General features: G+C 34.0%; 24 protein-coding genes and 1 riboswitch. Of the genes, 19 read left to right on the top strand and 5 right to left on the bottom strand.

The genetic code is table 11. The features are described 5' to 3' along the window. The first annotated feature begins 190 nt into the window (after nucleotides 1–190). From purE to purD, 11 genes are read left to right on the top strand one after another with little or no spacing between them, the layout of a single operon-like run. The gene (gene purE / locus V6C74_RS08540) at nucleotides 191–673 is read left to right on the top strand and encodes a 5-(carboxyamino)imidazole ribonucleotide mutase (protein WP_016898786.1); all 483 of its coding nucleotides are present in this window, start codon (nucleotides 191–193) and stop codon (nucleotides 671–673) included. Further along, on the top strand, nucleotides 660–1,787 hold the full coding sequence (gene purK, locus V6C74_RS08535) for a 5-(carboxyamino)imidazole ribonucleotide synthase (RefSeq protein ID WP_002452928.1): 1,128 nt from the start codon (nucleotides 660–662) through the stop codon (nucleotides 1,785–1,787). Before purE ends, purK begins: the two co-directional genes overlap by 14 nt. Further along, a complete protein-coding gene (gene purC / locus V6C74_RS08530; RefSeq protein WP_002452929.1) occupies nucleotides 1,788–2,492 on the top strand; it encodes a phosphoribosylaminoimidazolesuccinocarboxamide synthase in 705 nt (234 codons plus the stop codon). It abuts the gene before it with no gap. Further along, nucleotides 2,492–2,752, top strand: coding sequence for a phosphoribosylformylglycinamidine synthase subunit PurS (gene purS / locus V6C74_RS08525; protein ID WP_002435433.1), 261 nt, complete (start codon nucleotides 2,492–2,494; stop codon nucleotides 2,750–2,752). Before purC ends, purS begins: the two co-directional genes overlap by 1 nt. Nucleotide 2,753: 1 nt before the next feature. Beyond that, the gene (purQ, locus tag V6C74_RS08520; protein WP_002452930.1) at nucleotides 2,754–3,425 is read left to right on the top strand and encodes a phosphoribosylformylglycinamidine synthase subunit PurQ; all 672 of its coding nucleotides are present in this window, start codon (nucleotides 2,754–2,756) and stop codon (nucleotides 3,423–3,425) included. Next, nucleotides 3,418–5,607, top strand: coding sequence for a phosphoribosylformylglycinamidine synthase subunit PurL (gene purL / locus V6C74_RS08515; RefSeq protein ID WP_002452931.1), 2,190 nt, complete (start codon nucleotides 3,418–3,420; stop codon nucleotides 5,605–5,607). The genes purQ and purL overlap by 8 nt, the downstream gene beginning before the upstream one ends. Continuing rightward, nucleotides 5,586–7,070 carry an amidophosphoribosyltransferase gene (gene purF / locus V6C74_RS08510; protein ID WP_002452932.1) on the top strand — a complete coding sequence of 495 codons (1,485 nt, stop codon included), beginning with the start codon at nucleotides 5,586–5,588 and terminating at the stop codon, nucleotides 7,068–7,070. Before purL ends, purF begins: the two co-directional genes overlap by 22 nt. Then, nucleotides 7,063–8,097, top strand: coding sequence for a phosphoribosylformylglycinamidine cyclo-ligase (gene purM, locus V6C74_RS08505; RefSeq protein WP_016898784.1), 1,035 nt, complete (start codon nucleotides 7,063–7,065; stop codon nucleotides 8,095–8,097). Before purF ends, purM begins: the two co-directional genes overlap by 8 nt. Then, the gene (purN, locus tag V6C74_RS08500; protein ID WP_002452934.1) at nucleotides 8,094–8,660 is read left to right on the top strand and encodes a phosphoribosylglycinamide formyltransferase; all 567 of its coding nucleotides are present in this window, start codon (nucleotides 8,094–8,096) and stop codon (nucleotides 8,658–8,660) included. Before purM ends, purN begins: the two co-directional genes overlap by 4 nt. Nucleotides 8,661–8,675: 15 nt before the next feature. Beyond that, nucleotides 8,676–10,154, top strand: coding sequence for a bifunctional phosphoribosylaminoimidazolecarboxamide formyltransferase/IMP cyclohydrolase (gene purH / locus V6C74_RS08495; RefSeq protein WP_002452935.1), 1,479 nt, complete (start codon nucleotides 8,676–8,678; stop codon nucleotides 10,152–10,154). Between the two features lie 27 nt (nucleotides 10,155–10,181). Next, nucleotides 10,182–11,420, top strand: coding sequence for a phosphoribosylamine--glycine ligase (gene purD / locus V6C74_RS08490; RefSeq protein WP_002452936.1), 1,239 nt, complete (start codon nucleotides 10,182–10,184; stop codon nucleotides 11,418–11,420). Between the two features lie 278 nt (nucleotides 11,421–11,698). Here the strand turns inward: purD and V6C74_RS08485 are convergent, their stop codons facing one another. The 4 genes from V6C74_RS08485 to graF all read right to left on the bottom strand — a co-directional run bounded on the left by V6C74_RS08485 (nucleotide 11,699) and on the right by graF (nucleotide 14,964). After that, a complete protein-coding gene (locus tag V6C74_RS08485) occupies nucleotides 11,699–12,505 on the bottom strand; it encodes an energy-coupling factor transporter transmembrane protein EcfT (protein WP_002452937.1) in 807 nt (268 codons plus the stop codon). Next, nucleotides 12,498–13,901 carry an ABC transporter ATP-binding protein gene (locus V6C74_RS08480; RefSeq protein ID WP_002452938.1) on the bottom strand — a complete coding sequence of 468 codons (1,404 nt, stop codon included), beginning with the start codon at nucleotides 13,899–13,901 and terminating at the stop codon, nucleotides 12,498–12,500. Before V6C74_RS08480 ends, V6C74_RS08485 begins: the two co-directional genes overlap by 8 nt. A 13-nt stretch (nucleotides 13,902–13,914) precedes the next feature. Further along, nucleotides 13,915–14,490, bottom strand: coding sequence for an ECF transporter S component (locus tag V6C74_RS08475; protein ID WP_002452939.1), 576 nt, complete (start codon nucleotides 14,488–14,490; stop codon nucleotides 13,915–13,917). An 88-nt stretch (nucleotides 14,491–14,578) separates the two neighbouring features. Next, a riboswitch (TPP riboswitch) is annotated at nucleotides 14,579–14,680 on the bottom strand. 149 nt (nucleotides 14,681–14,829) lie between these two features. Next, on the bottom strand, nucleotides 14,830–14,964 hold the full coding sequence (graF, locus tag V6C74_RS08470; RefSeq protein ID WP_016898783.1) for a glycopeptide resistance-associated protein GraF: 135 nt from the start codon (nucleotides 14,962–14,964) through the stop codon (nucleotides 14,830–14,832). Between the two features lie 155 nt (nucleotides 14,965–15,119). On the opposite strand from graF, the gene V6C74_RS08465 reads away from it, so the two are divergent. From V6C74_RS08465 to ptsP, 5 genes are all read left to right on the top strand, one after another. After that, nucleotides 15,120–16,415: a hypothetical protein gene (locus tag V6C74_RS08465; protein WP_002452940.1), complete on the top strand. Its 1,296-nt coding sequence runs from the start codon at nucleotides 15,120–15,122 to the stop codon at nucleotides 16,413–16,415. A 150-nt stretch (nucleotides 16,416–16,565) separates the two neighbouring features. Continuing rightward, nucleotides 16,566–17,738 carry a class I SAM-dependent rRNA methyltransferase gene (locus tag V6C74_RS08460; RefSeq protein ID WP_002452941.1) on the top strand — a complete coding sequence of 391 codons (1,173 nt, stop codon included), beginning with the start codon at nucleotides 16,566–16,568 and terminating at the stop codon, nucleotides 17,736–17,738. 59 nt (nucleotides 17,739–17,797) lie between these two features. Continuing rightward, nucleotides 17,798–18,337 carry a hypothetical protein gene (locus tag V6C74_RS08455; protein WP_002452942.1) on the top strand — a complete coding sequence of 180 codons (540 nt, stop codon included), beginning with the start codon at nucleotides 17,798–17,800 and terminating at the stop codon, nucleotides 18,335–18,337. A gap of 156 nt (nucleotides 18,338–18,493) precedes the next feature. Beyond that, nucleotides 18,494–18,760, top strand: coding sequence for a phosphocarrier protein HPr (locus tag V6C74_RS08450; protein ID WP_002435387.1), 267 nt, complete (start codon nucleotides 18,494–18,496; stop codon nucleotides 18,758–18,760). 2 nt (nucleotides 18,761–18,762) lie between these two features. Beyond that, complete coding sequence (ptsP, locus tag V6C74_RS08445; protein ID WP_016898782.1) at nucleotides 18,763–20,481, top strand: phosphoenolpyruvate--protein phosphotransferase; 1,719 nt, start codon at nucleotides 18,763–18,765, stop codon at nucleotides 20,479–20,481. 145 nt (nucleotides 20,482–20,626) lie between these two features. Here ptsP and V6C74_RS08440 read toward each other — a convergent pair whose 3' ends face one another. Beyond that, nucleotides 20,627–20,869: a glutaredoxin domain-containing protein gene (locus tag V6C74_RS08440; RefSeq protein WP_002452944.1), complete on the bottom strand. Its 243-nt coding sequence runs from the start codon at nucleotides 20,867–20,869 to the stop codon at nucleotides 20,627–20,629. A gap of 205 nt (nucleotides 20,870–21,074) precedes the next feature. Between V6C74_RS08440 and V6C74_RS08435 the strand changes: the two genes are divergently transcribed. The 3 genes from V6C74_RS08435 to V6C74_RS08425 all read left to right on the top strand — a co-directional run bounded on the left by V6C74_RS08435 (nucleotide 21,075) and on the right by V6C74_RS08425 (nucleotide 24,189). After that, nucleotides 21,075–22,430, top strand: coding sequence for a cytochrome ubiquinol oxidase subunit I (locus tag V6C74_RS08435; protein WP_002452945.1), 1,356 nt, complete (start codon nucleotides 21,075–21,077; stop codon nucleotides 22,428–22,430). Then, nucleotides 22,427–23,443 (top strand): cytochrome d ubiquinol oxidase subunit II, encoded by a 1,017-nt coding sequence (locus V6C74_RS08430; RefSeq protein ID WP_002452946.1) that lies wholly within the window; start codon nucleotides 22,427–22,429, stop codon nucleotides 23,441–23,443. The genes V6C74_RS08435 and V6C74_RS08430 overlap by 4 nt, the downstream gene beginning before the upstream one ends. Before the next feature lie 86 nt (nucleotides 23,444–23,529). Next, nucleotides 23,530–24,189: a TrkA family potassium uptake protein gene (locus V6C74_RS08425; RefSeq protein ID WP_002452947.1), complete on the top strand. Its 660-nt coding sequence runs from the start codon at nucleotides 23,530–23,532 to the stop codon at nucleotides 24,187–24,189. The last annotated feature ends 65 nt before the right edge of the window (nucleotides 24,190–24,254 follow it).

The raw sequence follows: 24,254 nt of genomic DNA, 5'->3' as shown, positions 1-24,254 counted from the left end.
TTAAATTTCTTTAATAACTTAACTTTAACATTAATTATAAAGTAATTGATAGTCAAAAGACGTAAATTAAATTTAAAATAAGAATTAAAGTTCGATTTTTAATTGAAAAACTATCATATGATTGTTATGCTATATCTGTAATATACAACTAATTCATATCACAATCCAAACTTTTGAAAGGGTGTAAAAAGTGAGAGTAGCAGTCATTATGGGTAGTTCTTCAGACTGGGAGATTATGAAAGAGAGTTGCTTGATGTTAGATGAATTTAATATTCCGTACGATAAAAAAGTAGTTTCTGCTCATCGTACGCCTCAACTTATGTTTGAATTCGCTAGTCAAGCAAAGCAAAACGGCTATGACATCATTATTGCTGGAGCAGGTGGCGCAGCACATTTACCTGGTATGGTAGCATCAATGACTACTTTACCTGTAATAGGTGTACCAATAGAGTCAAAAAGTTTAAAGGGGTTAGATTCTCTATTATCTATTGTACAAATGCCAGGTGGAATACCGGTAGCAACTACGGCTATAGGCAAATCAGGTGCAAAAAACGCTGGAATATTAGCAGCTAGAATGATTGGCATGACTGATAACTCGGTTCACAAGAATTTGGAAAATTATGAAAAAACATTAGTGAATAAAGTGGAGGCAATGCAGAATGAGCTTCAATAAACTGAAATTCGGTTCAACTATCGGAATAATTGGGGGAGGACAATTAGGAAAGATGATGGCACAGTCTGCACAAAAAATGGGCTATAAGGTTATTGTTCTTGATCCAAATGAAGACAGTCCATGTCGCTACGTTGCACATCACTTTATCCACGCTAATTATGACGATGAACAAGCATTAACAGAACTAGGTGAAAGTTCAGACGTCATCACTTATGAATTTGAAAATATTTCTTCTCAACTACTTAAACAACTTACTGACAACTACAATGTACCTCAAGGATATCAAGCGATTCAGTTACTTCAAGACCGTCTCACTGAAAAGCAAACTTTACAAGATGCTGGTGCACATATTGTTCCTTTTTTACAAATTAAAAATAAACAAGATTTATATCTAGCTTCTAAAGAACTAGGTTATCCATTTATCGTTAAAACCCGTTTTGGTGGCTATGATGGAAAAGGACAAATTCTAGTCAAAAGTGAATCATATTTAGATGAAGCGATTGATTTAATTTCCGACCAAGAATGTGTAGCAGAACAATATCTTGATATTGATAAGGAAGTTTCTCTTACAGTAACAATCGGAAATGAGCAACAAACAACATATTTCCCTTTACAAGAGAATGAACATAGAAATCAAATCTTATTTAAGACTATCGTACCTGCTAGATCTAATAAAGAACAAGAAGCGCGTAAAGAAGTAGATAAAATAACTAATGTCATTCATTTTGTAGGCACATTTACCGTTGAGTTCTTTATAGATAAAGAAAATAACCTTTACGTTAATGAGATAGCGCCACGCCCTCATAACTCTGGTCATTATTCAATAGAAGCATGTGACTTTTCTCAATTCGATACACATATTTTAGCAGTAACAGGACAGAAGCTCCCACAACAAATTGATGTACTTAAACCAGCTGTAATGATGAATTTACTCGGACGCGATTTAGATTTGCTTGAAAATGAATTTGCGAATCATCCTGAATGGCATGTTCATATTTATGGTAAGTCACAACGTAAACCAGATAGAAAAATGGGGCACATGACATTACTTACTAATGATGTTAATCAAACTGAACAATACATGTTAATGAAATTCGAAGGGAGAGACAAATAAGTGTCATTATTATATGAAGGAAAAGCAAAACGTGTTTACACCACTGAGACAGAATATCAATTGCGAGTAGAATACAAAGATGAAGTAACCGCAGGCAACGGGGTCAAAAAAGACACAATGGTCGGCAAAGGAAAGTTAAATAATCAAATCACATCTATTATATTTGATTATTTAACTCGTAACGACATCAATAACCACTTCATTAAGCAACTCTCAGAGACAGAGCAACTCGTAGAACAAGTAGACATTATCCCTTTAGAAGTCGTAGTGAGAAATATCGCCACTGGTTCTATTACTAAGCGATTAGGATTTGAAAAAGGACACGAGTTTGAAGAACCATTAGTCGAATTTTTCTATAAAAATGATGACCTCAACGACCCACTCATCACAGATGATCATGTAAAGCTTCTTCATATTGCTGATGATGACGAAATCGCCAAGTTAAAACATATGGCAAAAGAGATCAATAAAGTGTTGGTTCAACTAATGGATGAAATGGAACTTAGACTTGTTGATTTCAAAGTTGAATTTGGTAAAACACATGATGGCAAAATTTTATTAGCGGATGAAATTTCTCCTGATACATGTCGCATATGGGATAAATATTCAGATACAAACTTTGATAAAGACGTTTATAGAAATGATACTGGCTCACTTATTGATACGTATCAAACATTCTTAAATAAATTGGAGGATCTTAAATAATGAAAACAATCGAATTGCACATCACTTTACAACCACAAGTATTAGATACTCAAGGACAAGCCCTAAACAGAGCCGTACATGATTTAGGTTATACGCAAGTGAACGACATCCGTGTAGGTAAAGTTCTATATATGACGGTTGATGAAGCAACAGATGAAGCGGTAGATAATATCATTACGACATTAAGTGAAAAGTTATTTGCTAACACAGTAATTGAAGAATATAGCTATAAAGTGATTGAAGAAAAGGAGAATGCATAAGATGAAGTTCGCAGTGCTTGTATTCCCTGGCTCAAACTGTGATAGAGACATGTATAATGCCGCAATTAAATCTGGTGTTGATGCAGCTTACGTCGATTATCGAGAAACGAGCTTAGAAGGATTTGATGGGGTGCTTATTCCTGGTGGCTTTTCATTTGGTGATTATTTAAGATCTGGAGCAATGGCAAGTGTAGCACCTATTATTAATGAGGTTAAACGTCTTGCAAAAGAAGGAAAACCAGTGCTTGGTGTATGTAACGGTTTCCAAATATTAACAGAAATTGGATTACTTCCTGGTGCGTTACTGCATAATGATTCACATCTTTTTATAAGTAGAAATGAAACTTTAAAAATAGTTAATAACCAAACTCTATTTACGCATTTATATGAAGACAATCAAGAAGTTATTTATCCTGTAGCTCATGGTGAGGGACATTATTATTGTACGGAAGAGATCTTTAATGAACTTGAACAAAATAATCAAATCATCCTTAAATATACAGATAATCCTAATGGCTCTTATGAAGATATAGCAGGCATTGTTAATAAAGAAGGAAATGTTTGTGGAATGATGCCTCATCCTGAACGTGCATTAGAAACTTTATTAGGCACTGACAGTGGAGTGAAATTATTTGAATCAATGGTTAAAAGTTGGAGGGAACAACATGTCTAAATTTATCGAACCAAGTGTTGAAGAAATTAAACTTGAAAAGCTTTATCAAGATATGGGGCTTAGTGATAAAGAATACGATAAAGTGGTTGAAATTCTTGGCAGAGAACCCAACTTTACTGAGGTAGGAATCTTTTCAGTAATGTGGAGTGAACATTGTTCATATAAACATTCTAAACCATTCTTAAAGCAGTTCCCTACTACTGGCGAACATGTCCTAATGGGTCCCGGAGAAGGGGCTGGTGTTGTAGATATTGGAGATAACCAAGCAGTGGTATTTAAAGTGGAATCACATAACCATCCATCAGCCATTGAACCTTATCAAGGCGCAGCAACAGGTGTAGGTGGAATTATCAGAGATATCGTCTCTATTGGAGCGAGACCAATTAACTTGTTGAATAGTCTACGTTTCGGTGAATTGTCAGTCAAACAAAATCAACGCCTATTAAAAGGAGTTGTGAGCGGAATTGGCGGTTACGGAAATTGTATAGGTATTCCAACTACAGCTGGTGAGATTGAATTTGATGACCGCTATGATGGTAATCCGCTAGTAAATGCGATGTGTGTAGGTGTCATTGACCATGACATGGTACAGAAAGGTACAGCTAAAGGCGTTGGTAACTCAGTTATTTATGTTGGTCTAAAAACTGGTCGCGATGGCATTCATGGTGCAACCTTTGCTTCAGAAGAGCTTACTGAAGAAAGTGAAAGTAAACGACCTTCTGTTCAAATCGGTGATCCATTTGTAGGTAAGAAACTTATGGAAGCAACACTTGAAGCCATTACCTTTGATGAGCTTGTAGGCATTCAAGATATGGGGGCAGCTGGTTTAACATCTTCTTCATCTGAAATGGCTGCTAAAGGTGGAAGCGGTCTTCATTTAAATCTTGACCAAGTTCCAACTCGAGAACCTAATATTTCACCATATGAAATGATGCTTTCTGAAACACAAGAAAGAATGCTTCTTGTAGTAGAAAAGGGTACTGAACAAAAATTCTTAGACCTATTTGATAAACATGAACTTGATAGTGCTGTTATTGGTGAGGTAACTGATACGGATCGATTCGTCTTAACATATGAAGATGAGGTGTTTGCGGATATTCCTGTTCAACCTCTATCTGACGAAGCGCCTGTTTATGTACTTGAAGGTGAAGATAAAGAATATAATACGTCAAAAAATGATTATAGCAATATTGATGTAAGAGATGTATTTTCAAAATTATTAAAGCATCCAACGATTGCTTCAAAACGATATTTATATGAACAATACGATCAACAAGTTGGAGCAAACACGATTGTGAAGCCAGGCCTTCAATCTTCAGTTGTACGAGTAGAAGGGACTAATAAAGCAATAGCTTCAACAATTGATGGAGAAGCGCGTTATGTATTTAATCAACCTTATGAGGGTGGAAAGATGGTTGTTGCAGAGGCGTATCGTAACTTAATTGCGGTTGGTGCGACACCGCTTGCAATGACAGATTGCTTAAATTATGGTTCACCTGAAAAGAAAGAAATTTATCAACAATTAATTGATTCAACTAAAGGCATGTCAGAAGCATGTGAAGTTTTAAATACACCTGTTGTATCAGGTAACGTGTCGCTGTATAACGAAACGCGTGGTACGTCCATTTTCCCAACACCGGTTGTAGGAATGGTTGGTCTTATTGAAGATATCAATTATTTAAATGACTTCCATCCTAAAGCTGGAGAGAAACTTTATCTAGTTGGGGATACACGTGATGATTTCGGTGGAAGCCAAATTGAGAAGTTATTATACGGTTCTGTTAATCATGAATTTGAAGCGATTGATTTAAGTGATGAAGTAGAAAAAGGTGAATCCATTAAAGAGGCAATTCGAAACGGAGTAGCTTCTCACGTTCAAACTGTAGGTAAAGGTGGGTTACTTCTTACCTTAGCTAAAATCAGTGCTTACTATAACCTTGGACTAAATGCTCAACTTGATATGACAAATGCACAATTATTTAGTGAAACTCAAGGGCGTTATATTATCTCAGTTAAAGACGGTCAGTCTCTGGATGTGAATCAAGCTATAGAAATTGGTCAATTAACAAGTGATGGCACATTTGAGGTATCTAATTCAGAAGTTACAATTTCGAAAAAGGTCTCAGACATTAAACACACATGGGAAGGAGCAATCGCTCAATGTTTAACTACTCAGGATTAAATGAAGAATGTGGCGTATTTGGAATCTGGAATCATCCTGAAGCAGCTCAATTAACATATATGGGACTTCATAGTTTACAACATCGTGGTCAAGAAGGTGCAGGGATTGTTGTTTCGGATGATCAAACACTTAAAGGTGAAAGAGGACTAGGTTTACTGACTGAAGCAATTAAAGATACGAATATGGAAAATTTGAAAGGGTACCCTCATGCGATTGGTCATGTGCGTTATGCAACATCTGGTAATAAAGGAATTGAAAATATACAACCGTTCTTATATCACTTTTATGATATGAGTGTCGGTATTTGTCATAACGGTAATTTAATTAATGCACAATCTTTACGCCAAAATTTAGAAGAACATGGTGCTATATTCCATTCATCATCAGATACAGAAGTCATCATGCATTTAATTCGTCGCAGTAAAGCACCGACCTTTGAAGAAGCACTTAAAGAAAGCTTACGCCAAATTAAAGGTGGTTTTACCTTTGCGATACTTACTAAAGATGCACTCTATGGTGCAGTCGACCCTAATGCGATTCGTCCTCTTGTAGTTGGTAAAATGGAAAATGGTGCTTATATCTTAGCTAGTGAGACCTGTGCCATTGATGTTCTAGGTGCAGAGTTTGTACAAGATATCCATGCTGGAGAATATGTCATTATCAATGATGACGGAATAGTAGTTAAAAATTATACTCGCCATATTAATACTGCTATTTCGGCAATGGAATATATTTATTTTGCAAGACCAGATTCTACAATAGCCGGTAAGAATGTACACGCTGTGAGAAAAGCTTCTGGTAAACGACTTGCAGAAGAAAGCCCTGCCAAAGCGGATATGGTAATCGGAGTACCTAATTCTTCGTTGTCTGCAGCTAGTGGTTATGCTGAACAAATAGGACTTCCTTATGAAATGGGACTCGTTAAAAACCAATATGTTGCACGTACATTTATTCAACCTACTCAAGAATTACGTGAGCAGGGTGTGCGTGTTAAATTATCGGCAGTCAAAGATATTGTAGAAGGTAAGAAAATCATCCTCGTAGATGATTCAATCGTGCGCGGAACTACGTGTAAAAGAATTGTAAAAATGCTTAAAGATTCAGGGGCTGATGAAGTGCATGTGAGAATTGCTTCTCCAGAGTTCATGTTCCCTAGTTTCTATGGTATTGATGTGTCGACTACTGCTGAATTAATTTCAGCAAGTAAATCACCAGAAGAAATTAAAGACTATATTGGTGCTGATTCACTTGCATATCTAAGTGTTGATGGGCTTATAGACTCAATTGGTTTAAATTATGATGCCCCGTATCGTGGTTTATGTGTGGAAAGTTTCACAGGTGATTATCCAGCAGGTCTTTACGATTATGAAAAGAATTACAAGTCACATTTAAGTGAGCGTCAGAAAGCGTATATAGCTAATAATAAACATTATTTTGATAGTGAGGGAAACTTACATGTCTAAAGCGTATGAACAATCAGGTGTAAATATTCATGCAGGTTATGAAGCGGTAGAGAGAATAACAAGTCATGTCGAACGTACGATGCGTAAAGAAGTTTTAGGTGGACTTGGAGGTTTTGGTGCTACTTTCGATTTATCTCAACTCAATATGAAAGCACCTGTACTAGTTTCTGGTACAGATGGTGTAGGTACAAAACTAAAACTTGCTATTGATCATGACAAACACGATACGATTGGTATTGATGCTGTAGCGATGTGTGTGAATGATATTTTAACAACTGGCGCAGAACCTCTATATTTCTTAGACTACATTGCTACAAATAAAGTAGTTCCATTAATTATTGAACAAATCGTTAAAGGTGTAAGTGATGGTTGTGAACAAACTAATACCGCGTTAATTGGTGGAGAAACTGCAGAAATGGGTGAAATGTATCACGAAGGTGAGTACGATATTGCAGGTTTTGCAGTGGGAGCTGTTGAAAAAGATGAGTACATAGATGGTTCCAAAGTGGAAGCAGGACAGGCAATTATTGGCTTAGCATCAAATGGTATTCATTCTAACGGTTATAGTTTGGTTAGAAAGCTCATTAAGGAATCAGGCGTAAACTTAAACGATGATTTCAATGGTAAGTCTTTTTTAGAGACATTTTTAGCACCAACTGAATTATATGTAAAGCCAATTCTTAAATTGAAAAAGCATGTGGATATTAAAGCAATGAATCATATCACTGGTGGCGGATTTTATGAAAATATCCCTAGAGCTTTGCCTAAAGGTTTGTCGGCTAGAATAGATACAACATCATTCCCGACACAAGAAGTTTTTAATTGGTTGCAACGACAAGGGAATATTAGTACAGATGAAATGTACAATATCTTTAACATGGGTATAGGTTACACCGTTATAGTAGATAAAAAAGATGTATCAACAGCTTTAGCGACCTTACAAGAGCTTGATGTCAAAGCTTATGAAATTGGTGAAGTGATTGAAGATGCTCATACACCACTTCATTTAATGGGGGTAGAATCGTGATTAAAATAGCGATTTTCGCTTCCGGTTCAGGTAGTAACTTTGAAAATATCGTTAAACGTGTTCAAGATGGTGATTTACCTCATATAGAAGTAACTGCACTATACACTGATAAAGCAAACGCTCAATGTATAGAACGTGCTAAAAAACTAAATATACCTGTTCATATTAACCAACCCAAAGACTTTGCTTCAAAGTCTGCTTATGAACAACAGTTGCTTAAACATTTATCCGACGGAGGGGTTCAATGGATAGTTTTAGCAGGTTATATGAGATTGGTTGGACAAGATTTACTCCAAGCCTTTGAAGGACGCATGTTGAATATACATCCTTCACTATTGCCTAAATATAAGGGGTTAGATGCAATAGGACAAGCGTTTGAAAGTGGAGATTCAGTAACAGGTTCAACTGTTCATTATGTAGATAGTGGCATGGATACGGGAGAAATTATTGAACAACAACAATGTGATATTAGAACGGACGACACAAAAGAAGATCTAGAAGAGAGAGTCAAAAATTTAGAATATGAACTTTATCCTAGAGTTATCGCTAAAATCATTAAATAGAGGAGTATCTAAGCAATGAAAAAAGCAATTTTAAGTGTTTCAAATAAAAGTGGAATTGTAGAATTCGCTCAATCATTAACATCATTAGATTATGAATTATATTCTACAGGCGGCACTAAACGTGCGCTAGAAGATGCGGGTATCGCTGTAAAATCAGTATCTGAATTAACTCAATTTCCTGAAATTATGGACGGTCGAGTAAAAACATTACATCCAGCAGTTCATGGAGGTATTTTAGCAGATCGTGATAAACAAGAACATCTCGATCAATTGAATGAACAACATATCGATCTTATCGATATGGTTGTAGTTAACTTATATCCTTTCCAAAAGACAGTAGAAAACCCAGATGTAACTGAAGCAGATGCGATTGAAAATATTGATATTGGTGGACCAACAATGTTACGGGCTGCAGCTAAGAACTTTAAACATGTAACAACAATCGTACATCCTTCCGATTACAATGAGGTCATTGATAGAACTAAAAATAATCAATTGGATGAAGCTTATAAAAAATCATTAATGATTAAAGTATTTGAACATACAAATCAGTATGATCATGCTATTGTAAGTTTCTTTAAAGGTGACAAAGAAACACTTAGATATGGAGAGAATCCTCAACAATCTGCATACTTTGTAAGAACATCTAATAGTAAACACACAATTGCTGGTGCAAAACAATTACATGGTAAACAGTTAAGCTTTAATAATATTAAAGATGCGGATGCGGCACTAAGTTTAGTTAAAAAATTCGAGGAACCTACAGCAGTAGCTGTTAAACATATGAATCCATGTGGTTTAGGTGTTGGAGAAACTATTGAAGATGCTTTTAAAAATGCATATGATGCTGATAATCAATCTATTTTCGGCGGAATTATTGCCTTGAATCGTACAGTAGATGCTGAATTAGCAGAAACATTACATTCAATTTTCTTAGAAGTAGTTATCGCTCCTAAATTTACTGAAGATGCACTTGAAATTTTGACTAAAAAGAAAAATATCCGTTTACTTGAAATAGATATGACAATTGATAATGCTGAACAAGAATTTGTTTCTGTTTCAGGTGGTTATTTAGTGCAAGATAAGGATAATAAGGATGTCAAACGTGATGACATGACTGTTGCAACTGATGCACAACCTACTGAATCACAGTGGGAAGCAATGTTGTTAGGATGGAAAGTTGTAAGTTCTGTTAAAAGTAACGCAGTGATTTTAAGTAACGATAAACAAACAGTTGGTATTGGTGCGGGTCAAATGAATCGTGTTGGTTCAGCTAAAATTGCTATCGAGAGAGCAATTGAAATAAACGATAACGTTGCGCTTGTTTCAGATGGCTTCTTCCCAATGGGAGATACAGTAGAATACGCGGCAGAACATGGTATTAAAGCGATTATTCAACCTGGTGGCTCTATAAAAGACCAAGAATCTATTGATATGGCTAATAAATATGGAATCACAATGGTTATGACTGGAATGCGACACTTCAAGCATTAAGTTTTACTTAAAGAAAGGAGTAAACTTATGAAAGTTTTAGTTATCGGAGCTGGTGGACGTGAACATGCGTTAGCTTCTAAAATTAATCAATCATCACTCGTTGAAAAGGTCTATGCTATACCAGGCAATGAAGCAATGGTTAAAGTGGCTGAAATTCATAATGAAATAGCCGAGTCAAATCATCAAGAGATAATCAATTTCGCTAAAAATAAAAACATTGATTGGGTGATCATTGGTCCAGAACAACCATTAATTGACGGTCTAGGAGATTTGCTTAGACAACAAGGGGTAAAAGTATTTGGCCCCGGACAAGATGTTGCTCAAATTGAAGGCTCTAAGCTATTTGCGAAACAACTAATGGAAAAGTATGACATCCCCACCGCAGATTATAGGGAAGTTTCAAATCAATCAGATGCTCTAAAATATGTTGAAACGTGTGAGTTGCCAGTAGTTATTAAGAAAGATGGTTTAGCAGCTGGAAAAGGTGTAATCATTGCCAAAACACGTGATGAGGCAATCGAAGGTGTAAAAGCTGTATATCCTGAAGAGCAGGGACGAGTTGTTTTTGAAAGCTTTCTAGAGGGTGAAGAGTTTTCTCTTATGACATTCGTTAATGGTGATTATGCAGTTCCTTTTGATTGTATCGCTCAAGATCATAAACGTGCATATGACAATGATGAAGGGCCTAATACTGGTGGTATGGGTGCATATTGTCCCGTTCCACATATTAGTGAAAATGTACTTCGTCAAACAAATGAGCGCATTGCCCAGCCTATTGCTCAAGCGATGAGTAAAGAGGGGCATCATTTCTTTGGCTTACTTTATATTGGAGCTATTCTAACTAAAGAGGGCCCTAAGGTGATAGAGTTTAATGCGAGATTTGGGGATCCAGAAGCGCAGGTAATACTCACACGTTTAGATAGTGATTTAATGCAGCACATCATTGATTTAGAAGAACGTGAACCAATTGATTTTAAATGGAAAGAAGAAGCAGTTGTAGGAGTAATGTTAGCGTCCAAAGGATATCCAGGAGCTTATGACAAAGGGTATAAAGTTAGTGGTTTCGACTTAGATTCTCATTATTTCGTTAGTGGTTTAAAGAAAGATGGAGACCATTTTGTTAATGCTGGTGGGCGTGTGATTTTAGCCATCGGCGAAGGAGCTACGGTTAAGGATGCACAAGTTGCTGCTTATAACAATGTAGATAAAATTGAAAGTGATAATCTTTTCTATCGTAAGGATATAGGTAATAAAGCAATAAAATAGTAAAAAAGAGAGTGGGACAGAAATATAATTTGTCAAAATTATTTTCGTTGTCCCACCCCAACTTGCATTGTTTGTAGAATTTCTTGCTAAAGAAATTCTCTATGTTGGGGCCCCGCGGCAAGAATGACTAGGATTGAAAGAAGCTTGATACAAGCGCACTTTCAATTCAGACATCTACTGCCAATATGTTAAGTGAGGCTGAGACAATGAATTATGTCTCAGCCTCTTTTTAGTGTATATAGTTTATACAGATACAATCTAAAGAACCTAGCAAGATTTTATCCTAATTTACCAAAACGTACATCGTGAATGCCAGTTAATGGTATATAACTTGATAGTATGAAAGACAACCCAATAATCATTAATACACATACAATAAATACTAAATCTTTATAAGAGAAAGGTGTCTTGTAATAGTATGTTCTAGGACCATCTTTAAATCCTTTAGATTCCATCGCAACTGAGAGTTGATGAGCACGTCTTATGTTTTGACTTAATAATGGAATAACTAAATGATTTAATCTTTTGAGCCCTTTGTAATTAGAGGCATCAATCATTTGGTATCTCATTTTTAATGAGCGTCTCAATTGTATTAATGAACTAATAATTAAAGGTACCATTCGAATCGCTGCCATAAAGGCATAAGCGATTTTAGGTTTGATTTTCAGATGTTGCATTAAACTATAAAAAATCATAACTATTTGAGATGTTAATGCAATCAGAATACCAAACATTGATACTGTTATAGTTCTTAAAGAAAGATGTAAGCCGCGAACAATACTTTCTTCACTGATTTGAACAATTCCAAATTTCACTAACATATGCTCGCCATCTCCATAAAGAATCATAAATAGTGATGATAGTAGTGCGAATAGGGTGGTAACGAGTATGAATAGACCTGTAATTTTAAATTCTGTGCCATTAAATAATAGTAAGAAAATGAACATGAGTAACACGATATAAATCATAAAATCGAAATTATGAATAAAAATTATAAAGAAAAACAGTGCTATCCCTAGTATCAATTTCGTAATAATATTTACATCATCAACAAAGGTGTGACGTTTCTTCCATCTTTCAAACAACGTGTTCACCTTCAATCTCTTTAAGTATGCCATCTTCAACATGTAAACGACGTGTTGGATAGCGACGAATAATTTCAGAATCATGTGTAACCATAACAATTGTTTGTCCTTGCTTAACACGTTCTTGGAAGAGTTTAATAAGCTGGAATGTATTATGACTATCCAAACCGAATGTAGGTTCATCTAATAACACAATTTGTGCTTTTGAACTAAGAGCAGTCGCTACGCTTAATCGCCGTTTTTGTCCCGTTGATATTTCAAAGGGATGATGGTTTTTCACTTGATCTAGGTGTAGCAATTTAAGCAATTGAGTGGTTTCTTGTTCAGCATTTTCAGGGTCTAAATGATTGTAATGAATGTAAATTTCATCATAGACAGAATTCGTAATAAATTGTAATTCTGGATTTTGATACACGAGATACATATGTTTCGCTGCTTGTTTTATCTTTTTCAATTCTTCGTTTTTATAGGTCATTCGGCCTTTATATTTTATTAATTGAAGTATCGATTCGAGTAAAGATGTTTTTCCAGCACCATTTTTCCCTGTTATAGTTAGCCATTCTCCCTTATGTAATTCAAGTTCATCTATAGAAAAGAGTGTTTGTTTACCACGCACAATTTGACCTTGTTCAAATTTAAATAAGGTATGAGAAGGTTGATCACCTAGATTAATAGGACGTGGCGCATTATTCCAGGCTTTGGGATGCCATACGCCATACTCAGTTAGTAAATGTTCATAATCATTAAGGATGTGTTGAGGAGTACCATCAGCTATGATCTCTCCTTCATAATTCATTAATAGTACACGATCGACATGTTGCCAGATGTGTTCAACCTTATGTTCAACTATTAATACTGTTTGATCGTCCCACAATTCTATTAATTTCTTCCATAAATCCTCAGTTGCCTGCACATCTAACATTGCAGTTGGTTCATCTAAGAATAAGGTCTTCGCTCTTTGTAAAATGGTTTCTACTATAGCTAATTTTTGCTTCATGCCTCCGCTTAGATGATTGACATAAGTTTGATCAGAAACTTTTAAATTCACTGATTCAAGCGCTTTTTTTATCTCATTATCCATTTCACTACGAGGGATTTTACGATTTTCTAGCACAAAAGCTAACTCTTCGTATACCTTAGGCATACAGAATTGCGTATCAGGGTCTTGGAAAATAACACCACTTTGACGATCGATATGTAATTCATCATATTTCATTGGTAGTTCGATTAAATTAGGAACAATACCACTTAGTACATTAAGTAATGTGCTTTTACCCGATCCTGATGGACCGAGTAAAAGCACTTTTTCTTTATCATTAATCTCAATATTTAAGTTATCAAATATTTTTCTATCCCCGTTTGGGTATTTCAAGCGTAAATTTTTTACTTTTAACAATTAAAAAATCCCCTTATAGGTTGTCATAATCATGTTTAGAAGCAGGTCTGAAGAGTTTAGTAACTCCCGTTTTGTCGAGTGCTTTAACAAGCCAATATGACACTAACCCTGTGATAACAATTCCGCTAATTGCGCGGAATAAAATGTATAAAAATAAGTTCCATCCAGCAACTTCATTTAAATAACCGTAAAAATAATCTACAGGAAAAGTAGCGAGAGCAGTTACGAGACCAGCAAGCATTGCTACTGCTGCAGAACGAGATTGATATTTAAAAATTGCAAAAATAATTTCACAAGCTACACCTTGTAATAAAGCATAGATAATTGTAGGTATATCAAATTTACCCATTACAATGGTTTCTCCAGCTCCAGCAGCGAGTTCAGCTAAGATTGCGATACCTGGTTTTGGAATAATTAAGTAGCAAACAACTGCTGCCATGAACCATACGCCATATGTAAGTTGCTCTAAGTGGATACCTGCAACTTGCGTAATATTGTAGAAGAACCACCATAAGTTATAGATGATTGCAAAGACTACAGAAATTAATACAGTTACAAGTATTTCTGATAGTTTTAAACCTTTAGACATTGTGTCTCCTCCTAAAAAAACGCACAACCCTCCCTAGGAAAGTTGTGCGTCAGAAGATATATCTTAATGAAGTAAGTTCATCTAGATTCTATAGTTAACTACACTTTCCTACGCTAGTATCTAGCTAGATCAGGTTCAAAGGGTTTGAGGGATTCCTCATCTCAGTAAATATACACCCCTAGTGCGTCGATATTTTTAATTTAACTTAAATGTATGATTTTTCTGTTGTATTGTCAAGGCTGTTTAAAGACATGGATAAATAAGTTAGTAAAGTTTTTAATTAAAAAAACTCTCAAAGCAAAAACTTTGAGAGCGCTTCATGATTACGATATATAAAAATTAGTCTAATGTATCTTGTACATCTTTTTTAGTTTGTTCAATATCATCAGTCTTTTCTTCATTTTGCTCTTTTAGTTTTTCTTCTGTTTCTTTCGCTTTTTCAGCTGATTTCTTTTCAAATTCTTCTTTTCCCATAGTATTTCCACCCCTTATATAGGAATAATAGTTTACACATTAAGTTTACCCCGTTATTCTATAGATAAACCCTAATAGGTCTCTAGACGTATTTCATGGTTAATTTAAAGACAATTATAATATCTTCATATATAATAACGTTTGAGGTGAACAGTATGTCTTTTCTTAGGAAACACACCGAGATCATATTTAGCTACATTATCGGTATCGTTTCACTTTTCACAGGTCTCATCATTCTAATTAACTTACCATTAATAAAACAATTCAATGGTGACAAAAAAGTTAATACTCATGTACATAATGTATGGGAATTTCTTAATGCATTCTTCGCTGAAATTATAAAAGTGATGAGTAGGTTTATAGGTAGTTTCCCAATTATAAGTGCCATTATCATTATTTTATTTGGTATCTTAGTTATGCTTTTAGGTCATACTTTATTTAGAACTATAAAATATGACTATGACATATCCATTTTCTTCTTAGTTATTGGTATTATGTATTTTATCATTACATTAATATTAATGACTCAAGTTTATGGTTTCTTCGCAATTGTGTTCATTATACCGTTCATCGTTCACATTGGTTACATTGTTTATAAAGATGAATTAAATAAAAATAACCGTAAAAGTCACTACATGTGGATTATTGTGACATATGGTATTAGTTATTTAATTACACAAATTTTTTTATACGGTCGTATAGATGCGAATGAAATTGAATCAATAGATATTTTAAGTGTGAACACATTCTTCATTATAATGTGGTTATTAGGCCAAATGTCTATATGGAATTTCTTATTCTTAAGACGCTCATTACCATTAACTAAAGAAGAGTTAGGTGAGGAAGAACCTGAACTTTCTAGAACAAATAAAGGGAACGTATCTAATCAAACTAAAGTTCACTTAAAACAACTACAAGATAAGACAACAGAATATGCACGTAAGACTAGAAGAAGTGTAGATTTAGATAAAATAAGAGCTAAAAGAGATAAATTTAAAGAGAAAGTTAAAAATATTGTAGATATACAAGAAGATGATATTCCAAATTGGATGAGAAAGCCAAAATGGATTAAACCAATGTATGTTGAGTTGTTCTGTGGCGCTGTTATATTATTCTTTACATTCTTAGAATTTAATAACCGTAACGCCTTGTTCTTATCAGGAGAATGGGAACTTTCACAAACACAATATGTCGTAGAGTGGGTAACACTCATCTTATTACTATTCATCATTATTATCTTTATTGCTACGACTTTAACTTATTACTTAAGAGATAAATTTTATTATCTACAGCTCTTTATGGGTAGTATTTTATTCTTTAAATTCTTAACTGAATTTATCAATATTATGATTCACGGTCTATTGTTATCAATTTTCATCACACCAATTTTACTGCTAATGTTAATTGCAATGATTGTTGCTTATTCATTACAGTTAGGAGAGAAACCATAATTCATTAATAAAAGTCATTGTTATTGTTTATTCAATAGCAGTGGCTTTTTTAAATATAATTACAGACTGATATTTGTTAAAATAATTTTTGAAATTGTGCATACGGTTTATTTTTAGAAAAAGAGAATAGAAAGTGAGGTAAAGGTGAAAATGAAAATAGCAACGTTGAACAAAGGTAAAGAAACGAAATATCTTAATCAATATCCTTTAATAGATGAGGAAGATATTTACCAACATGATCACTTAAAAGAAGGGGATTTAGTTAAGATTGTGACTGATCAACAGCAATACATTGCTACTGGTTATGTTGGCCGTCAACATAAAGGATTGGGTTGGGTATTAAGCTACGATGAGAATGAAGACATTAATACTCAATTTTTCGTAAAATTATTTGAAAAAGCATTAGATGAAAGAGAATACTATTTTAATATTGATGGTACAAATGCTTTTAGACTTTTTAACGCTGAGGGTGACGGCGTTGGTGGTTTAACAATCGATAATTATGATAGCCATTTATTAATTCAATGGTATTCAAAAGGAATTTATAAATTTAGATACCTTATTTTGGAAGCAATTAAAATGGTGTTTGGTTTTACATCTTTATATGAAAAAATGCGATTTAAAGATACAGAGTATACAGGGGGATTTGTTGAAGGTGAAGCACCTGAGTTTCCAATTACTATTGAGGAAAATTTCACATTTTATAATGTAGATTTAGAAGATGGTTTGATGACAGGTATCTTTTTAGATCAGAAGGAAGTACGTAAGAAATTAAGGGATCAATTTTCCGAAGATAAAGATGTATTAAATCAATTTAGTTATACTGGGGCATTTTCAGTTATAGCAGCGCAAAATGCACGTTCAACTACAAGTGTTGACTTAGCAAATCGTTCAAGAGGCTTAACGGAAGAAAACTTTGGATTAAATGCTATTGATCCAAAATCTCAGTATATTTATGTAATGGATACATTTGATTATTATAACTACGCGGCACGTCATGGTCTTCAGTATGACACAATAGTTATTGATCCGCCAAGTTTTGCTCGTAATAAGAAAAAGACATTCTCTGTTCAGAAAGACTATGGTGCCCTTATTAAAGGAGCTTTGAGTGTATTAGCTCCAGAGGGGTCATTACTATTATGTACAAATTCAAGTGCATTTTCTTTAAAGGCGTTCAAAAATGTGATTAAAAAGACATTAGATGAAGAGGGTGTTGAGTTTGAAATAAGAGAAGTAATGGGCCTTCCTAAAGATTTCAAGACACATCCTCATTATAAACCTTCAAAATATTTAAAAGCCGTGTTTATAGATATTAAGCATTAAATTTTAGAATAATGGGTATAAGATTTTATTGAAACAAAACAAAGAAAGGATGTTTGAATTTGGGTATTAGAAGTAAATTCACAAATGATATTACAAACAAAGTAGGCAATGAACTTTTAAATATAGAAGAAATTAAAGAAAAAAATAACTTACCTAAGACTAGAGAAGAACTTGAGCGTCGCCGAGAACAAGCGCTAACTTTAGTTAAAAAGAAATCTATACTTTCTTCAGGTGCAAGTATTGTACCTATTCCAGGATTAGACTTCGGTGTGGATATCAAATTAATGAGAGACATTATTGAGGATGTAAACAAAATTTATGGTCTAGATCATAAAGAAGTAAATTCATTGGGTGATGATGTGAGAGAAAGAGTGATGTCTGCAGCAGCAATTCAAGGTAGTCAATTCGTAGGAAGAAAAGTTTCAGAAGCACTCTTAAAAGTTGTTATTAAAGATGTAGCTAAACGTGCAGCTGCGAAACAAACAAAATGGTTCCCGGTTATCGGTCAAGCTGTTTCAGCTTCAGTTAGTTACTACTTTATGAATAAACTGGGCAAAGATCATGTTGAAAAATGTGAAAAAGTTATCAATAACCTATAGTAAGTGATATAATTTCTAATGTAGTGAAATAATGATACTGAAACCGGTTTTAAACGAATTGAATTTAACAATCGGTTTTGGTAAAGTTATTGTATAAAATATATGTTAGATTGTAGTAATATTGAAGATTCTAACTATACGAAGGAGAATATAATTATGGAACAAAAATCATATGTAATTATCGACGAAACAGGGATTCACGCTCGCCCTGCTACAATGCTAGTTCAAACTGCATCAAAATTTGATTCAGATATTCAATTAGAATATAACGGTAAAAAAGTTAACTTAAAATCAATCATGGGTGTTATGAGTTTAGGTGTAGGAAAAGATGCTGAAATCACTATTTATGCTGACGGTAGCGATGAAACTGATGCTATTGAATCTATCAGTGATGTCTTATCAAAAGAAGGATTAACTAAATAATTATGTCTAACTTAATTAAAGGGATTGCTGCCTCTGATGGTGTAGCAATCGCAAAAGCTTACTTATTAGTAGAGCCAGATTTATCTTTTGACAGTAATGAAAAAGTCACTGATGTAGAAGGCGAAGTTAATAAATTTAATCAAGCTATCGAAGCATCTAAAGTTGAATTAACTAAGATTAGAAATAATGCTGAAGTTCAATTAGGCGCTGATAAAGCAGCTATTTTCGATGCTCATTTATTAGTTCTAGATGATCCAGAATTAATTCAACCTATCCAAGATAAAATTAGAAACGATAAAGTTAATGCGGCTACAGCATTAAGTGATGTAACAACTCAATTTGTTACTATATTCGAGTCTATGGATAATGAATACATGAAAGAACGTGCGGCTGATATTAGAGATGTTTCTAAACGTGTTTTAGCGCACATTCTAGGTGTAGAATTACCAAACCCAAGTATGATTGATGAAAGCGTTGTTATTATTGGTAACGACTTAACACCTTCAGATACTGCACAATTGAACAAAGAATTCGTTCAAGGCTTTGTAACTAACATTGGTGGTAGAACAAGTCACTCTGCAATTATGAGTCGTTCACTTGAAATTGCAGCAGTTGTAGGTACTCAAACTATCACTCAACAAGTTAAACAAGGTGATATGATTGTTGTAGACGGTATTACAGGTGATGTAATTATCGATCCAACTGAGGATGAGTTAATCGCATACCAAAATAAACGTGAACGTTTCTTCGAAGATAAGAAAGAATTACAAAAATTACGTGATGCTGATACAGTAACTGTTGATGGTGTACATGCTGAACTTGCAGCGAATATTGGTACCCCAAATGATTTACCAGGAGTTATTGAAAACGGCGCTCAAGGTATAGGTTTATATCGTACAGAATTCCTTTATATGGGAAGAGACCAAATGCCAACTGAGGAAGAACAATTTGAAGCCTATAAACAAGTTCTAGAAACAATGGATGGTAAACGTGTTGTTGTTCGTACTTTAGATATCGGTGGAGATAAAGAGCTTCCTTACTTAAATTTACCTGAAGAAATGAATCCATTCTTAGGTTATAGAGCAATTCGTTTATGTTTAGCTCAACAAGATATTTTTAGACCGCAATTACGTGCATTATTACGTGCATCTGCTTACGGTAAATTAAATATCATGTTCCCAATGGTTGCTACTATTAAAGAATTCCGTGATGCCAAAGCAATTCTTTTAGAGGAAAAGAAAAACCTTGAAAATGAAGGTTATGACATTTCTGATGATATTGAATTAGGTATCATGGTTGAAATTCCAGCAACTGCTGCATTAGCAGATGTCTTTGCGAAGGAAGTAGATTTCTTTAGTATTGGTACAAATGATTTAATTCAATATACACTAGCTGCTGATCGTATGTCAGAGCGTGTATCTTATTTATATCAACCATATAACCCATCTATATTACGTCTTGTTAAGCAAGTCATTGAAGCTTCTCATAAAGAAGGTAAATGGACTGGTATGTGTGGTGAAATGGCCGGAGATGAAACAGCTATTCCATTATTACTAGGTTTAGGATTAGATGAGTTCTCAATGAGTGCTACTTCTATTCTTAAAGCTAGAAGACAAATTAATGGCTTAAGTAAAAATGAAATGGCTGAATTAGCTAATCGTGCTATTGAATGTGCAACTCAAGAAGAAGTTATGGAATTAGTTAATAACAAAGCAAAATAATAGAGCTCAGTAATTTACAGCATGAGAGAGTGAATGCAGCATTGCATTTACTCTCTTTTTAATCTCTAAATGAAGTAAGCTAGCTGTATTTATAAAAAAAATCACTCAGCATCCTAGAAAAGATAATGTTGAGTGATTTTTATGATTAATTTTGACTATTTAGATTCAATGTACGATTAATTTTGTCCATATCTACACTATACATAGGTTCATTATTTAATAAGATAAAAGGCGTTGCAAATGCGTCATAATCAATCATTTCATTACGATATTGATTATTTTTGATATTCTTTTCAATAAAATCAACACCTTGCTCTGTTAAATAATTTTTCACGTAAGTGCATGGTGGACAATCATCTTGAGTATAGATGACTATATTTGAGGTCATGTAAGTCGTCCTTTCATCAATTATTCTCAAAATACTATATAGAAAAATATTATGAATTTCAACTATGTGAACATTATGTGTCCTGTCAAAAAATAGACATATAAATTTAAAGCAATTTAATTTTGTTCAAAGTCTTGAGGTTTTATAATTTTAAACACTTGTGACTCCAATTTTTATAAAAATAGATAAAAAAGGTGATTATTATATGGATTCAGTTGAAATTAGCCGATTTCTCACGGGTATGACATTAGCAGTACATATCATATTTGCCACAATTGGCGTTGGTATGCCTTTAATGTTTGCGATTGCAGAATTTATCGGTATTAGAAAAAATGATGCAAATTACATTGCATTAGCTAAAAGATGGTCAAAAGGGTACACAATTACAGTAGCCGTTGGAGTCGTAACAGGTACTATTATCGGTTTGCAACTTTCACTTGTATGGCCGACATTCATGAAAATGGGTGGGCATGTCATTGCATTACCTTTATTTATGGAAACTTTCGCATTTTTCTTTGAAGCAATCTTCTTAAGTATTTATCTATATACTTGGGATAGATTTAAACATAAATGGACGCATTTTATTATTTCATTACCAGTAATTATAGGTGGTTCATTTTCTGCGTTTTTCATTACATCAGTTAACTCATTTATGAATACACCAGCAGGTTTTGAAATGAAGAATGGACGCATGGTTAATGTACAACCGTTAGAGGCAATGTTTAACTCGTCATTTATTGTCAGAGCGTTCCACGTCGTAGCTACTGCAGGTATGACGATGGCATTTATATTGGCTGCAATTGCTGCGTTCAAATTACTACGTAATAGACATTCTGAAGATAGAACGTATCATAAGAAAGCATTGAAAATGACAATGATAGTTGGTTTCTTATCAACAATATTATCAATGGTAGCTGGAGATCTTTCTGCTAAATTCTTGCACAAAGTTCAACCAGAAAAATTAGCTGCTTATGAGTGGCATTATGATACACAATCTCATGCTAACTTAGTATTCTTTGGTGTGTTGAATGAGAAGACACATGAAGTATCTGGTGCTATTGAGATTCCTGGATTGCTTAGTTTCTTAGCAGATGACAGTTTTAAAACAAAAGTTAAAGGATTAAATGATTTTCCTAAAAATGATTTACCGCCTATGATTGTCCATTATTTCTTTGATTTAATGGTTTCTATGGGAGTTTTTTGTTTCATTATTTCAGGATTATATATGCTAATTTTATTCTTCAAGAAGTTACGTAAATATAAAACTAATAAAGCCATGCTTTATGCAATACTTTTAACCGGCCCAGCCTCCTTGCTTGCGATAGAATTTGGTTGGTTCTTAACTGAAATGGGTCGTCAACCTTGGATCATTAGAGGCTATATGCGTGTGTCTCAAGCTGCAACACAAGCAGGTGGTATCACATTAGTTACTATTCTCTTCGGTATATTATACCTCGTACTTATGGTAACAGCAGCATATGTACTTATTCGTATGTACCGAAATAAACCAGCTTATCAAGATGTAGATAAAGTGATTGAAGAAAGAGGTGGAACAAAATGATTTACGCTTATATTGGAATTACAGTATTATGGATATTTTTATTTTGTTACATCATCGTAGCTTCAATTGATTTTGGTGCTGGGTTTTTCGCTTTACATTCCAAAATTACTGGTGAAGAGAAGAAAATCAATCACTTAATTCATCGCTACCTTAATCCAGTATGGGAAGTTACAAATGTTTTCTTTGTCTTCTTCTTTGTTGGATTTATTGGGTTCTTCCCTGATTCTGCCAAGTATCTAGGAACGGTTTTATTAATACCAGGTTCTATAGCTTTAATTCTTATATCTATTAGAAGTAGCTTTTATGCTTTTGAAAATTATGGCCAAGATACGAAGTTGCCTTGGATAGTTCTGTATGGTTTTACAGGATTACTTATTCCAGCATCATTAGCTACTGCACTAACCATTTCAGAAGGCGGATATATAAGAGAACATGGTTCTCATATAGATTTAAACTGGGTACAATTGCTATTAAGCCCATTCGCCTGGTCTGTGGTATTTTTAGCAATTATTTCGGTTCTATATATTTCTTCAGGGTTCTTAACATTTTATGCTAGTAAAGCTAAAGATAAACCTGCTTATCATTTAACAAGACAATGGCATATTTTTTGGCACCCGCCTATGATTGTCATCTCACTGTTTGTGTTTTTATCTTTAAGAATACAAAATGCAGATCATTTCAATAATGCCGTATTTAATTATTGGTGGATGTTTGTAATAAGTTTTATCTTCTTTTTAATCGCCGGTGCATTAACGATTCTTAAGATAAATCATGGATTGGCTTTTGTCATGGTAATCTTACAAATGTTTTTTGCATTCTTTGGCTATGGAATGAGTAAATTACCATTTCTATTGCATCCTTTTGTGAAAATCACAGGCTCTCATGTAAACCCAGAAATGGGACTAGCGTTAGTAATAGCGTTTATTTTAGGTTTACTTTTATTAATTCCATCGTTAATATTATTATTAAGACTATTTGTTTTCGATAAAGAATATGTAGAAGGAAAGAAATAATATAACCTATGAGTAAAAGAGGAGAAAAGTTCATAAATCTTTCATTAGCAACTCTCTTTTTCTCATTCATTTAGTGGAGGACGCATATGGATAAAGAATACGTCGTTATTGGACTAGGTCGTTTTGGTGGCAGTATTGTGAGAGAACTTAACGCTCTAGATATGGATGTCATGGCAATTGATAATGATGAAAATCGTGTAAATGAATATAGTGATATCGCAACACATGCAGTTGTAGCAGATACGACTGATGAAGCGGTGATGAAAAGTTTAGGTATACGTAATTTTGATCATGTCATCGTAGCTATTGGTGAAAACATTCAATCAAGTACGTTAACGACTTTAATTTTAAAAGAATTAGGTGTTAAAAAGGTAACTGCTAAAGCGCAAAATGACTACCATGCTAAAATATTAAATAAAATAGGTGCAGACACTGTCGTTCATCCAGAACGTGATATGGGTAGACGTATAGCGCATAATGTTGCAAGTGCAAGTGTATTAGATTACTTAGAACTTGCAGATGAGCATTCAATTGTAGAACTTAAAGCAACTGAAAAAATGGCTGGACAAAATATAATTGATCTAGACATCCGCGCGCAATATGGTATAAATATAATTGCAATTAAGCGAGCGAAAGAATTTATCGTCTCACCAGATCCTAATATGAATATAGAAATTGGTGATATTCTCATAATGATTGGTCATGATAATGATTTAGGCCGTTTTGAAAAGAATATTAGCAAATAAATTTTAATAAACATTAAGACATAAGTTCTTATCTTTATAGCTTATATATGAATTGAGTTTAAATT

The organism is Staphylococcus capitis subsp. capitis (assembly GCF_040739495.1).
In the GTDB taxonomy this organism is placed as follows: Bacteria; Bacillota; Bacilli; order Staphylococcales; family Staphylococcaceae; genus Staphylococcus; species Staphylococcus capitis.
The sequence above is the reverse complement of the archived record's forward strand: the minus strand, read 5'-3'. Positions and strand labels throughout refer to the sequence as shown.